Genomic DNA, 13,763 nt, shown 5'->3' with positions numbered 1-13,763 from the left:
TAAATTATCTTACTCGTAAACAAGGCAAAAAACTTACAAAACATTCTATGATGGCAAACCGGGGATGGAAAAGATGCCTCCAAAAATAACTGGCGACAACCAGACGTCTTATATACCTGCACAAGAGGCTCCCTCCCCTGCTAATAACAAAGCCAGTCATAGAGGACGGGAGGTCAGTGAAACCAGGGCAACTCCCCAATCGGACAGAACCGCTAATGCAACCAGCAATCTGGCCGTTGGCCAACGTCAGGTTGAGTCTTTATCACCTGATCATCTGGAAATGATCAAAGCACTGACAGAACAAGGCCAATGGGGCGGTGTTCTGCCCGCAATTCTTGCTTGTAAAACAACGGACCAACTGGAAAAAGTTCTGGCCGCAATAAAAACAGTCAGTCCTCTGCCCAAAGAGATTCATCAGCAAATATGCAATCACTTTGCGAGACTCTATGCAAAGGGAACCACTACTTACCTAACCGCAGGACTCACATCATGACACTCGAAAACCTGGGCAGTCTCGATCTTATTCTCCAAAAGTCCGATGAACATGACAGCCCGCTGGGTTCCATGATCAGAATGGCGGTGGACAGCTTTATCCAGACACACTCGCTAACCGCGGCGAATCGTAATCAAATGGTCAATAGCATCACCCAGAAAATTCACGAGCAGATCAATCAAGTGATGTTCGAGCAGGAAGAGTTACTGACAAGAGACCCGACATTAGCGGAAAAAATCGCTCAGGCACGCAATCAACGGCGCATCGAGCAAAATTATCTTCAGGAAAAAAGCCAACGCTCTGAACAAGCTTCCTAGTTTTTTATGCCAAAAAAAGGGGCTTACTCAGCCCCCTCATAAAACCTGATCAGACCAGCAATAAAGCAATGGTTGCCAGGCTGAGAATCAACGTACCACCATAACAGGCCATTTTTACCCCAACCCCCGGGTGGAAACCCAGATCGTGAGCACCGTGGTAAATACGGTGAATACAGGCCCAGTAAGAAGGCACCAAAGCCACCATCAGTGCCAGCTTGCCAATCCAGCTCTCCAGAAAGAACGCAGACATTCGCTCATAAGAGAGCGCTTCTGCCGGAATAATTTCCAGAGGCACGCCCAGACCAACCACAAAAATAATGGCCGGAAAGAAAAAGGCGATAGTGGTACCACCAGCCCCAAACAGACTCCACAACAGAGGTTCGATATGGCGTTTATTACTCATGTTCCCACTCCTATCCCCGTCAAAGTCCCATGGTGGCCGCAGCCAGAATGATGGCAGAAACCACTGCCAGGCCAACGTACATCAATTTGTTAACCACACTGTCTTTTACCATTTTACGAATCTGCTGTGGCAGAACGCGGGGCGTCATATCGAAATAGGTGACGGCATGGTAAATAGTCAGACCCAGGGTAACCACGGTAAACAGAATCATTAACGGGTTGGCCTGGAAGGCAAGCCAGCTATTCCAGGCGGCTTCACCCTTGACCAGCTGCATCAGACCGACAAACAGGTTGATGGCATAGAGGCCATCAAATACACAGGAGGATTCCCGGATCATGTACTGGCGGTAGAAGGGATGATCCATATACCAGGTGCGCTTCATGGGACGCACATAGGGGCGACGACTCATCACTTGTCTCCTTTACGTGGCATCAGGAAAGAGAGCGCCCAATCCTGAGAACCCTGCAGTTTGTTCTGGTTGATGGCAGCGGCCGGGTCAACATTCTTTGGACAAACCTCAGAACAGTAACCCACAAAGGTACAGGACCAGACACCATTCTTGCCCTGAATCACTTCGGTACGCTGTTCATAGCCATCATCACGGCTGTCCAGGTTATAGCGGTGGCCCAGGGCGATCACCGCAGGACCGGTAAACAGTGGGTTCAAGCCCATCTGTGGACACGCGGAGTAGCAGAGCATGCAGTTAATGCACATGGAGAACTGCTTATAAAGGCCCAGCTGCTGAGGCGTCTGTTTATTCACTCCTTCCTCAATCGGCTTCTCCATCGCATTGATGATGTACGGTTTCACTGACTCCAGTTTCTTGATGAAGTCTTCTGAGTCAATCACCAGATCCTTTTCAATCGGGAAGTTAGCCAGTGGCTCAACCCGAATGGGGTTCGGATAGTAATCCCGCAGAAAGGTTTCGCAGCCGAGCTTTGGTGTACCGTTGATCACCATGCCACAGCTGCCACACACCGCCATACGGCAGGACCAGCGGTAAGCCAGGCTGGAATCCAGTTCATCCTTGATATGCTCAAGGGCATCCAGCATGGACCAGGCTTCCACATAAGGAATAGTGAAAGTGCCAAATGTCGGCTTGTCATCGGTTTCCGGGTTATAACGCAGAATCTCGATGGTTATGGTTTTATCACTCATGGGGCCTCCTTACTTCCCTTCACCGTTTTTCTCAGCCGCCGCGCCATAGACGCGCTCTTCTGGCTGGAAGCGGGTTACATTCACGTCTTCATATTCCAGACGAGGCTTGGCATCACCGTTATAGAAGGTGACGGAGTGTTTCAGGAAGTTGACATCATCACGGGCTTCGAAGCCGTCAATACGCTGGTGCGCACCACGGGACTCTTTACGCTCAACACCACCAATGGCCATACACTCAGCAACCATCAGGGAGCTTTGCAGCTCAAAGGCCTGCAGCAGTTCGGTATTGAAGACCTTGCTCTTGTCTTCCACCTTGACGTTTTTGAAGCGCTCACGCAGTTCGGAGATCTTGTCCAGACCGGCCTGCATCTCTTCACCCACCCGGTAAATACCAAAGCTGTCCTCCATGGTTTTCACCATTTCGTGACGCAGGTGCGATGCTTTCTCAGTACCGTTGGCGTTACGCAGACTTTCGATGGCTGCCAGGTGCGCTTTCGCCTGATCCAGCAATTTGCGTTCATCAGACATCACGTTCTGGCTGGCAAAATCCGCCGCACTTTCACCGGCAACCTTACCGAAGACAACGGTCTCTGCCAGAGAGTTGGAACCGAGACGGTTAGCACCGTGCATACCGACGCTGGCACATTCACCGGCAGCGAACAGACCGGCCAGATCGGTGGCACAGTTGATGTCCGCTCTGACACCACCCATGGTGTAATGAACCGCAGGACGAACCGGAATTGGCTGATGAACCGGATCCACTCCCAGGTAGTTTTTCGCCAGGGAACAGATCAGTGGCAGACGCTCAATCAGCTTCTGTTCGCCAAGGTGGCGCAGGTCGAGGTGTACCGCATCACCCAGTGGCGTTTCAATGGTGCGGCCCTTGCGCTGCTCTTGCCAGAAGGCCTGGGACAGCTTGTCACGCGGGCCCAGTTCCATGTATTTGTTCTTTGGTTGACCAACCGGAGTCTCTGGCCCCAGGCCATAATCCTGCAGGTAACGGTAACCATCCTTGTTCAACAGGATACCGCCTTCACCACGACAACCTTCTGTCATCAATACACCGGAGCCTGGCAGACCGGTTGGGTGGTACTGGACAAACTCCATGTCACGCAGCGGTGCGCCAGCACGCAGGGCCATGGCATGGCCGTCACCGGTCACAATGGCACCATTGGTGTTAAAACGGAAAATACGGCCAGAGCCGCCTGTTGCCAGCACCACTGACTTCGCCAGAAATACTTTTGGTTCGCCGGTTTTCACTTCGATGGCAACAACGCCCTGGGCACGGCCATCTTCCATGATCAGGTCAGTGGCAAAATACTCATCGTATCGTTCAATGGATGGGTACTTGGTGGACGTCTGGAACAATGTGTGCAACATGTGGAAGCCAGATTTGTCGGCAGCAAACCAGGTGCGCTCAATCTTCATACCACCAAAAGCACGAACGTTTACGTCACCGTCGTCCTTTCGGTTCCAGGGGCAGCCCCAGTGCTCCAGGCGGATCATCTCTTCAGTGGCGTGGGACACAAAGTAATCCACTACATCCTGATCGCAGAGCCAGTCACCACCGGCCACCGTGTCAACAAAGTGGTTTTCCAGAGAGTCATGATCCTGAATGACACCGGCTGAACCGCCTTCTGCAGCCACCGTATGACTCCGCATAGGGTAGACTTTGGAAATCAATGCCACTTTAAGCTCAGGATTTTTTTCGGCAACGGCAATCGCAGCCCGAAGACCGGCACCTCCGGCACCGACAATGGCTACATCAGCCTTTATGACCTGCATACGCAAACCTCTACCGCCGTTCACCACCATCTCCGGGAAGGTCCCAAACAGAGACAGCCAGCGAACTGGCCAAAATGAATAATAAGAGAAGGGTTAAAAATCTAGAACTGAAGTTTATATAAACCTGAAATTAAAGCCATTGATATAAAACAAAAATAAATCAACATTTCGGAAAACCCGTAATTTCAAGACGACCCAACAGGATCAACCACTATAAACAACCGCTTAAATTACAAGGCACGCAGATTTATTGTTTAATTAACAAAGGTTCACTTTTAATTATTAACTTACACAAAAAAACCTATAGCCTCGAAATAAATTGAGACACAATGATGATACAGCCAAATACAAAACAGGTTGACATCAAAACCGTTCCCCCGGGTGCCCGAAACGGGTTTTCATAGGCCGGTTGCTTTCTTAGTACATAGACCATTGCCGTAGGCAGAAGGATAGCCAGAATGGCCAGAGCAACCGCCGCATAACCCAGGGCGGCGACAAAACCATCCGGAAACATAATGGCAATAATAACCGGTGGGATAAAGGTCACCAGGGCGGTCTGCAGCCGATGAATGCGGGTATCCGCCCTTTGCAATAAGTTGGCAAGATAATCAAACAGCCCAAGGGCAACGCCCAACACGGATGTCAATAACGCCAGATCAGAAAACAGGTACAGAATAGTGTGTACATTTTTATCACTGCTTAATGCTGAAATTAAATGAGCCGTTGCCCCGGTTGACTGACTGATTTGCAGCAATAAGCCCTCGGGCAATACCCCCATCACCGCCACCAGCCACAAGATATAAACCACCAGCGGGATCAGGGTCGCTAACAAAAAAATAAGGGGAATATGCTGCAGCTGCTTCTTTTGATAAATGATAATGCTGGGAATGCCACCATGATAACCGAACGAAGTAAATATCACCGGCAGTGCCGCCAGAACCGATAGATACTCTACCCTCGCCGTATGTATCATGCTCTCATAACGCACCGAAGGTGCCAGTGACATCAGGGCAAGAATAAAAGTAACGATCATCAGGGTGAAAAAGATACGGTTAACAAGATCCACTGCCCGGGTGCTGTAATAAACAAAGGCTCCGGCAATCAGGGCAAAGAATATCACGCACAGTTGAGCGGAAGCTCCGGGAACCACTGCTTGAGCGTACTGCGCCAGTAACGATCCGCCCCCGGCAAAGTAGGCGGACATCAATGCGTAAAAAAGCCCGAGAGGGGCAATGGCAGAGAGCACCTTCCCCATCCGCCCTAATGTTCTGCTGGCCATGGTATACAAATTACAGCCAGGCTTGATGGCAACATTGGCCTCAAAGGCATAAAGGGCAGAGATAACCGCGAAGAATGCCGTCACTGCAAAAATAATCATAACCGGCATCAACCCGGTACTGGCTGATACCAGCGGCAAAGCAAGCATGCCCGCACCGATGGCCGTTCCTGACAAAATTAACGCACTGCCAATTACGGTGGAACGACTGGATTCAGACATAAGCAAGTACCTTTACTGAATATAAATTTCAGTGATAAAGATAGGGGAATTTAATGGAGATACCTGCCTGATTATGTCCTGCCGGACAAGGTAAGCCTCAAACGGAGGTATATACTGCTTATCTCAGCGGCTTCTTCCAACAACAGCTGCCAGGGTACTCTGACAATCTGCAGAGCACTCGCTATTCAGCCTTGTCAGCCATGTCGGCCTCACGACTGCGCGCAGCTAATGATTGGAGACTGTCAAACCGCTTCTGTAATGCCCGTAACTGAACATCAACACTGGCATCAACAACGCCGATTTCACTCTCCATAATACAATCACCGGATGAGAGCCGGGGATCAGCTACAAGATCAATAAAACCAACACCTTTATACTCCGCCAGAATGGTATTCAGGCGCGCCTGAACAGCACTGTACTGAGCAGATGGCACACGGATGGTGACATGTTTCTCATTTCTGACATGTTGCAGGGCATTTTTAACCAGGCTTATGGCCAACTCTTCCTGATCGAATTCACCGATGATTTTTTTCACCCCGGAAAGCAGGATATTCGCAAGGGTATTTTCAATATCTGAAAGATAATTGATCGTCCTGCTGACCACTTTCAACATGTGATCTGTCTGTTCAGCCTTACTTTCCGCCAAACCTTCCTGATACCCGCGTTTTTTTTCCTGCTCATAGGCCTGGCGGGCTTCCTCAGTAATACCGGCAGCCTGCTCCCGGGCTGCCTTAATAATTTCCTGGGCTTCAAGATAAACAACATAGTCGTCTGCCTTGAGCACTTTGCAGGTTGGATCCAGCTCCAGCTGGACATTATTCAGGATAACAGGTGCCGCCACTGTCGATTCACCTCTTTATGAGTTTTTACCAGTAACTTCACACACTGGGCTTTGTCCAGTCCCCCGGCACCTGGTGAACTCAAGGTCTTCTTCCAGCTGCTGGGCATTTTTAATATCAACCGTTGCCGAAAGGCTCCGGGCAAATCAGAAAACGCTGTGGCAATAACCTGTCGGCCATTGAGTTCCAGAAATGCTTTAAATCGATCCAGGTGTTTCCAGTCAATGAGTACACCGGGACCATTTTTTTCTGAAGCACGGCTGATAAACTGCGCTTTTTTCACGGTAAAGCGGTAGGCCTCTTCGCCCAGGCATTTCTCCAGCGCCTTACGCTCATCACGACGAATCACTGACCGGACAGTGGCTTCGTTGAGAATCAGCCCGATGTACAAAGCCAACTGTTCAATTTCTTCGGCACTGGCAAATACTATCCTTTTATCCGGGCGATCAAAGTCATAATCAAACTGCTTGGCGATGCCAAACTTGCTCAGCAGGTAGTTTGACAGACTAAATTGTGCAGGCACACTGGTCTGAAGCGATTTCAGTAACTTGAAATGTTTATCCGATTTAAGCCAGCTAGCATGCACATAACGAACAGGAAAGAAGTTAAACTCAACCATATGATTGAACAGGCTTGTTCCATTATGTTCCTGAAAAACATTGTTACTGTTCATTGGTCATTTCACTCCAACCCCATACACTCCAATGAGTCACCATTTAACGGCACATGCACTGTCCCACAAATAATTGTGGTCTTGAGCAAATCATCCGCTATTTGCGATCACCCTTTTTTTTCTTCGACTTTTTCTTCTGTTCCATCATCCAGAAGAAATAGCCACCGGCTCCCAGGGCCAATAACAGCAAGAGAATCAAAGCATAGACAACAATGCGAATAACCCCTGCAGAACCGGGAGTAACATCGACAAACAGCACAGTCTCTGTTGATGGGCTGTCAAAATTGCCAGAGTTCAGGCGGGTTGCCGGGAACAGGGAAACAGCGATCTTCTCCAGGGAAAGCCCCTCAATACTGTTTGCCACCAGAGTTTTTACTTTCGGCACCAGGCCCGCCAGTTCCAGCTCAGGGGTATACTTGATAAACACTGAAGCTGATGAGGGGTAGTTGACATCCGTCAGGCTATCCTGCTCCTGGGGCAATACCACATGAACACGAGCAGTCACGACACCATCAATCATCGACAATGTTGACGAAAGCTCCTGTGACATGGAATAGGTATAACGGGCCCGCTCTTCTGTCGGGGAAGAAATCAAACCATCTTTAGGAAAAATATCACCGATCGACGAGTATTTTTCTTTCGGAAAACCAAGACTGCTCAAAATCTTGATAGATCTTGCAACATTACCGCTTTCCACCATGATGGTGACAATTTTGTCTTTATCCACCAGCTTCTCAGTGGGAATGTCATTATCAAGAAGGATGGCAAGCATTTCATTACCTTCTTTTTCATCAAGCCCTGAATAAAGCTCGACCTTACACCCCAGCAATAAAACACCGATGAGACACAGTAATGTAACCTTAAAGCTCTGGACAAACCCCTGTTTCATGACGAGCCAACCTTATGCACGTTAAAATATAATTACTCATACATTTAACGGCCAGTTGCGAAGAAAAATTATGATTTACCGAGTATAGTTTTAAAAGAGAGGGGCAATGACGATAGCTGAAGAAAAATCACCTTATTTTCCTTCAGCTTACAGAAAAGAAAAAATTACTGGTTACGTAACAGCGTATCGAATGTCTGAGTACTTTTACTGACAATCTTCCCAATATAGTCTTCAGTAATCATCAGATTGGTCATAGCCATTTGAGTTTTGAACATATCCTTCATCCCCATCGCCTCACCGGGTGCCAGGTGCTGCTTGACCAGGTCAGCCCTGCCTTCCACATGATTCCTGAGACCCTGCATTCCCTGAAGCACCTTATCTCCCAGCGTCAGGGCCGGGGCATCCGGATTAGCTGCCACGTCAATAGGTTTAACGTTCGCCGCCTGCGAGGCTCCATCTGGCGAAACCAGCTGGGCGAAACGGCCTGCCGCCCCATCTTCTGGTTGATTCGGATTGGCAAAGCCTTCCTGCGTTTTTTCCAGCGCTTTATCTGCCAGATTACCCGTCTTGATAATATTGTCCGCCATGATAGTAACCTCTATTCATTATTGATTGGTTGAGGTACTTCAAATCCTCTTATCTGTTTTAAAACACCTTTTTAATATTTTTATCTTACAATTTTAGCTCATCTGCCTTGTTCATCAAAAACTGCATAGCGCGCTCCACACTGGGGCGGTTGAAATCAGAATCATCCACAAACAAACAGATAACCAGTTGATTTTCTTGAAGGCCTACCTGTAAGGGATAAGGAAAGCTCTTTTTGTAATGGCACTCTGCCAGTGCACTTTCTAAAACGGGCAGGCTGTTAAAGGGGTCAATCTCCCGGGCCAGATACATCAAAACACCCTCTTCCTTTTGTTCCATATAAAAGGATCCGGCACCCTCAATTTCAAAGCATGCTACGCCGGTATCACCGAAATCGAACCCCTTGATACCCATGGCCTCAGCAAATTCAGAGACTACGCTATTACGCCAATCCATTCGTCCTCCTTAACTTTTCACTTCACCCGCTGGTGGTTCATATCCTCCCGGATTCATCCGCGGAGCCCCCTGAAGATCAACCAGTGACTGGATGTACGTCTCGATCCTGGTTTCATTACCACCCAGTAGAGGTATTTCAATTTGTGATTCTTTTGCTTGATCCATATAACCAAGTAACTGTTCTAACTGAGCCTTGTCCCCTGCCATTGACTGGATATCTTTAAGGACATCACCAATATCACCATATAACTCCCCTTCCACTTGCCCTTGAACCTTAGCGGCAATAAACGCTGCGGTTCCCCTGGCAGGAATTGACGGAACTGAAGCATTGTCAGTCTCAAATGTTGCTTCAACCGTCATTCCATCATCTACCTCCTGATTTCCCGTTGCATCCAGGGTTGCCTCGACCTGCATACCCTCCGCGGCATCCTGACCATCAGGCTCATTCCAGCTTGACTCAACAGACAGGCTCTTCTCCTCAGCCCTGATGCTGAACGTGTGGGAATATTCCATCCGGTCAAAGATATCGGTACCCAGCGGACGTGTTTTCGGCTCACTAACAGGGTCAAACGGATGCTTAAAGAACGACTTCAAACGAGCACTGAAGGGACCTTCTTTGAGGTGAGGAGACACACTGTCTCGAAAGGATTTAGATGGCCTTTTCTTTATTTTCGAATCTATTTCAGCAATGGTTGATTTAAGGCTGGCAAGATTGTTTTCTAACTGCTCAAGATCTAAATCCGGACCACGATCCTCTTTCAATACTTCCATTGCCGTACGAACCAGATCATTCACACTTTGACCAGGATGAGTTTTCACCCACTCTCCCAGCGCTTTGGTATCTGGCGGGATAAGCTGCAGTTCTCTGCCCTCCCCTTCGGGGGTAATAGCCACTTTAAGATCTTTGGCAAAGGCTTTACCCCGTTGGCTGGCGACATCTTTCAGCGCATCAATAATATCAACACCATTCTCTTCTGCATGTTGCAATGCAGTTAATGAGCAGTCAAAAACAAAGTTGGTATCCTTGCGTTGATGCAAACCCCGGGCCTTATCCAGTAACTCATCCTGTTTCTGTATGAGCTCTTGATCGGAAAGCCCATCAAAGCTGCCTTTTGCCGTCACCTCGGTTGCCCCATTGGCTCCTCCTTTAGCAGTCACCTCAGGGGAGGTGGCTGTTGCCGGGTCAACGGTGGCTTTAGTTGCTGTCGTTGACATTTCACCCTGTGCCGCAGGCTCAGGCTGCGTCGTTCCAGCTCCAAGAGTGGGAACACCGGTAGATGCCATAAACGGATTATCTGGTTCCTGAGCCCCTTTGAATTCACGACCCAAATCATCAATAATACTGTTTGAACCAAGAAAACCTTTTAACGCATCTTCCGAGACTTCGGTTTCTCCACCCTTGCCATAATTCTCATCCGTCTTCACAGAACCTTCTTCTTCCAAAACCAGATTATCCTGTACTTCCAGGATTGCTTGACTCAGGCTTTCTTTAATTTGTTCATTGGCAAAAATTTCTTCCGGAATCTCACGAATCAAGGTCGCAGTCTTATTCATGAAGGCTGTTCTGACTTCAACGGGCTGCTCACTCAACCCCATTTGCTTAATTAAATTGGTAAAGTCACTTCCTGAAACAAACTGTTGATCCAATAAATCCAGAACATTGGTCATATATTTCTGACCATCAAATTGCCCAATACTAACCGGTGGCCTTCTCATCTCCCCTTGTGTTTCCATACAGCAATCATGGATACCCACCAGCCTTTTCAAGGTCGTCATATCATTAATCACTGAGCGCAGGTGGGTGTCTTCCGTTGAGGAAGTCATGGAATTCAACTCGCCACTCAAAAACCTGAGCCTTCTATCGACTGAGTTCTCAAAACCGGTCGCCACCTGATTATTGTCCGGATCAGCATCCACCCCACCCAGATTATTAGTCAGGTCTTTAAATGCTGCGCCGAGGGATTTATGATCCTTGACATGACCATATAGCTGCGAACGAACTTCATCCGGGGTTTTACCGGGATGGTAGTCCTCGGCCAGTTTACCGGCAGCGTTTGAGATCTCTCTGCCAATCTCAATATATTGAGGATGCTCATTTTCAAGCGCTTCAATGGCTTTAAAAATTTCATCTTTAGGCAGGGCGTCAGGATCGGCTTTAAAATCAACAGCGATCTCATAAAGCGCAAGATACTGGTGGTAAGGGTCCTTGAACTCCTCTTTAGCCCCTTTTAGATAGTCTTCTTGTCGATAATCCTCTTTTGATTCTTTAGGAAAGCGTCTTTTGAAATCCTGTGTTTCAGGAACTTCTTCAACATTCTTGATTTTTTCAATTAATTCAAGCTGCCGCGCACTTGCCGATTTACCCTTATCTGCTTCAATGTCTTTTGGATTCTTGAACTTAGCCAACAAACTGGTAAGTTCTTCCGCAGCATCGGCAGTGGAAAGCATCGATGGTTTCTGATTGGAGGCTTCTACCCCCTGCCCGGTTGACAGTTTCCCAGCCTTGCCAGCTGCGCTCTCACCAGCCGCACCGGGAGCCTGCATCTGCTGCACCGCTGCTGAGGCTTGTATTCCTCCAAGTGGATTACCCATGCGTTCCCTCTGTGCAAGAAAAAGCCAACCCGCAGGGTTGGCTACATCTTATAAACCACGTCCTTTGATTATGTCATCAAGCTCAGATTGACCTGTGATCAGGCTCTTGTTGTCGATTTGAGCGTTTCAAACCATGAGCGGATGATCTCATCCATCTTGCTGATCACCGTTTTCACCATATCCTGATGGAGGTTCATAAACTCGCTATCAGACTGTGCAGCAGAATCATGCATTCTCTGGTTTGCCTCGTGTAATTTGCCCTGGGCCTGATGCATGCCTGCCTGGTAGTCTGTACCAGCCTTGATCATATCACCGCTTGCAGCGGTCATCTGGGAAAGACCATTACCAATTGCTACCTGCCGTTGCATATTCCCCTGGTCCAGTCCACCGGCTTTAGCTGACATACCAACCTGGATACCACCGGAAATGATCTTGGTACCAGCACTGACCCAGCCACCAATGGCAGTCATCAGGGCTGCATTCTTCATTTCTTCTGCCTGGTTGAGAATCTCAGATTTTGCCGCCTGCTGCTCAATGGAACGAGACTCCCTTGAGGCAGCACGCTGATTGGCACTCATCTTGAACAGAAGCTCCATCACGGCAAAGATATCCACCAACTGCTCAAGCACTTTCATATCCGCAAAGGCTTCACCAGCAGCAAGCAGGTTCATTCCCTTGCTGCTGTTCATTAGAAATTGTGAAAGTCCCTGGGGAGCATTACGCATAAGGGCGGACTGGTTCTTTAATGAAATAGGATTGCTGGCTTGCAGAATGACCTGTATTTCCTCCTGGCCAAAGCCCATTTTGGCCAGCAGCTGCTTTTGCTCTGCACTGCCAAGCTGACCAAGTTTGCCGTTCAATAGTGCTGCCAGCCCTTTGGCCGTATCGGCACCAAACCCCAGCGCCTGCAGAACGGCCTTGGTATCAGAGCCTGCTGAGCGCATCATATCCAGACGACTGCCGTCAGTATCCGGCGGCGCAAGAGAGATCATCGTTTTGATCTGGCTGTCTGAAAAACCCAGAGATCTCAGGATGGCCGTTTTCTGGTCCAGACCTTTTGCTCCTCCATGCTGATCGGCAAGAAACGTCTGGATATCTTTAGAGGTTGACAGCTTTTCCAGGTTATCCAGCTGAGTCTTCTGAAAGCTGCCCATACCGGCCAGTACCTGCCGCTTTCCTGCAGAGGTTTCCACTCCTTTGCCGGAGAGCAACTGCATGTGCGAAGAAGCATCATCAAGAAGCGCGGCCTGTGATTTCAGCTTTGCGGTTTCTCCTTTGGTCACCGTACCATTCTGGATATTAGTGAACAGCTGTTTGGTTGACTCCATGGCCTCGTCGGTTGACTTGGACAAAGTAGCCAGGGTTTTACTGGCATTGGTCATTTGGTTCGGTGACAGATCATCGGGCGAGGCCAGTGTCGGCTTGGCCTGTTGACCTGCTTTGTTAAGGTCGTTCAAAACCTCGGATTTAGCGTGTTTGGTTGAGGCGAGACGGACGCTCTCTTGCTGAAAGTCAATATCGCCTTTTTTGATTGCCGCTTTCTTTGCGTCAGCTGTTGCTGGTTTTTCAAGGAGCATCTGCATATTTGCACTGTGTGCCGCCCGGTCTGCACTAGAAATTCCCTCGGCCATGAGTTACCTCCATGTATCAGTGTTAAGGGTAAAGCAACTTTTATTAATTATCCTTTGAGAGAGCTATTGAGCTTGGTCATCGTATCGTGGTTGTCTTTCATCATGCTGGTCATGACTTGCCATACCTGCTGCATATCTTCGATAACCTTTTGGATATCCTCAGTCAGATTATCGATGGCATGCTGATTGGCCAGCATCCAGGCATACAGCTCTTTCGCCTCGGCTCTTAACATATCTGCGTCATAATTCAGGTTGGTAATGTGAACATTGACCGAACCATCAGCAATCATGGCAGCCCCACCAGTAAGTCTGGCGGCCTGGGTACAGCGGGTGGTAATCGCTGCCATCTTGGCTGTCTTGGCTGTCGCTGTTGCCGCCGTCGTTGTTGCCGAGGCTGTGACTGTCGCGGCACTGGATGCACCACCCGCCGCCGCAGCAGTACCC

The 13,763-nt window shown here is 48.8% G+C and carries 15 protein-coding genes; 2 read left to right on the top strand and 13 right to left on the bottom strand.

Translation table 11 applies throughout. From position 1 onward, the window contains the following. The first annotated feature begins 73 nt into the window (after positions 1 to 73). On the top strand, positions 74 to 493 hold the full coding sequence (locus ACO6UY_RS02970; RefSeq protein ID WP_422449507.1) for a hypothetical protein: 420 nt from the start codon (positions 74 to 76) through the stop codon (positions 491 to 493). Next, positions 490 to 810: a hypothetical protein gene (locus ACO6UY_RS02965; RefSeq protein WP_422460874.1), complete on the top strand. Its 321-nt coding sequence runs from the start codon at positions 490 to 492 to the stop codon at positions 808 to 810. Before ACO6UY_RS02970 ends, ACO6UY_RS02965 begins: the two co-directional genes overlap by 4 nt. Before the next feature lie 49 nt (positions 811 to 859). Here the strand turns inward: ACO6UY_RS02965 and frdD are convergent, their stop codons facing one another. The 13 genes from frdD to sctE form a co-directional block, all read right to left on the bottom strand. Next, positions 860 to 1,213: a fumarate reductase subunit FrdD gene (frdD, locus tag ACO6UY_RS02960; protein WP_422449511.1), complete on the bottom strand. Its 354-nt coding sequence runs from the start codon at positions 1,211 to 1,213 to the stop codon at positions 860 to 862. A gap of 19 nt (positions 1,214 to 1,232) precedes the next feature. Further along, positions 1,233 to 1,622, bottom strand: a complete 390-nt coding sequence (locus ACO6UY_RS02955) for a fumarate reductase subunit C (RefSeq protein WP_101745957.1) — start codon at positions 1,620 to 1,622, stop codon at positions 1,233 to 1,235. Next, positions 1,622 to 2,371 carry a succinate dehydrogenase/fumarate reductase iron-sulfur subunit gene (locus tag ACO6UY_RS02950; RefSeq protein ID WP_422449513.1) on the bottom strand — a complete coding sequence of 250 codons (750 nt, stop codon included), beginning with the start codon at positions 2,369 to 2,371 and terminating at the stop codon, positions 1,622 to 1,624. The genes ACO6UY_RS02955 and ACO6UY_RS02950 overlap by 1 nt, the downstream gene beginning before the upstream one ends. Positions 2,372 to 2,380: 9 nt before the next feature. Then, positions 2,381 to 4,180: a fumarate reductase (quinol) flavoprotein subunit gene (gene frdA, locus ACO6UY_RS02945; protein WP_422449515.1), complete on the bottom strand. Its 1,800-nt coding sequence runs from the start codon at positions 4,178 to 4,180 to the stop codon at positions 2,381 to 2,383. Positions 4,181 to 4,457: 277 nt separating this feature from the next. Continuing rightward, a complete protein-coding gene (locus ACO6UY_RS02940) occupies positions 4,458 to 5,654 on the bottom strand; it encodes an amino acid permease (RefSeq protein ID WP_422449517.1) in 1,197 nt (398 codons plus the stop codon). A gap of 181 nt (positions 5,655 to 5,835) precedes the next feature. Beyond that, on the bottom strand, positions 5,836 to 6,495 hold the full coding sequence (locus ACO6UY_RS02935) for an HrpE/YscL family type III secretion apparatus protein (RefSeq protein ID WP_209199951.1): 660 nt from the start codon (positions 6,493 to 6,495) through the stop codon (positions 5,836 to 5,838). Continuing rightward, entirely contained in the window at positions 6,474 to 7,166 is a 693-nt protein-coding gene (locus tag ACO6UY_RS02930; RefSeq protein ID WP_422449519.1) for a SctK family type III secretion system sorting platform protein, read from the bottom strand. Before ACO6UY_RS02930 ends, ACO6UY_RS02935 begins: the two co-directional genes overlap by 22 nt. Before the next feature lie 97 nt (positions 7,167 to 7,263). Next, complete coding sequence (sctJ, locus tag ACO6UY_RS02925; protein WP_101745963.1) at positions 7,264 to 8,055, bottom strand: type III secretion system inner membrane ring lipoprotein SctJ; 792 nt, start codon at positions 8,053 to 8,055, stop codon at positions 7,264 to 7,266. Between the two features lie 164 nt (positions 8,056 to 8,219). After that, complete coding sequence (locus ACO6UY_RS02920; RefSeq protein ID WP_101745964.1) at positions 8,220 to 8,642, bottom strand: EscI/YscI/HrpB family type III secretion system inner rod protein; 423 nt, start codon at positions 8,640 to 8,642, stop codon at positions 8,220 to 8,222. A gap of 85 nt (positions 8,643 to 8,727) precedes the next feature. After that, positions 8,728 to 9,096 carry a hypothetical protein gene (locus ACO6UY_RS02915; RefSeq protein WP_101745965.1) on the bottom strand — a complete coding sequence of 123 codons (369 nt, stop codon included), beginning with the start codon at positions 9,094 to 9,096 and terminating at the stop codon, positions 8,728 to 8,730. Between the two features lie 9 nt (positions 9,097 to 9,105). After that, positions 9,106 to 11,688 (bottom strand): TyeA family type III secretion system gatekeeper subunit, encoded by a 2,583-nt coding sequence (locus tag ACO6UY_RS02910; protein WP_422489013.1) that lies wholly within the window; start codon positions 11,686 to 11,688, stop codon positions 9,106 to 9,108. Positions 11,689 to 11,786: 98 nt separating this feature from the next. Next, the gene (locus tag ACO6UY_RS02905) at positions 11,787 to 13,319 is read right to left on the bottom strand and encodes a hypothetical protein (protein WP_422446242.1); all 1,533 of its coding nucleotides are present in this window, start codon (positions 13,317 to 13,319) and stop codon (positions 11,787 to 11,789) included. Between the two features lie 47 nt (positions 13,320 to 13,366). Further along, positions 13,367 to 13,763: type III secretion system translocon subunit SctE (gene sctE, locus ACO6UY_RS02900; RefSeq protein WP_422489012.1), on the bottom strand; the 397-nt coding region annotated here is incomplete at its 5' end.

Source organism: Endozoicomonas sp. ALE010 (assembly GCF_049310165.1).
GTDB lineage: Bacteria > Pseudomonadota > Gammaproteobacteria > Pseudomonadales > Endozoicomonadaceae > Endozoicomonas.
The sequence above is the reverse complement of the archived record's forward strand: the minus strand, read 5'-3'. Positions and strand labels throughout refer to the sequence as shown.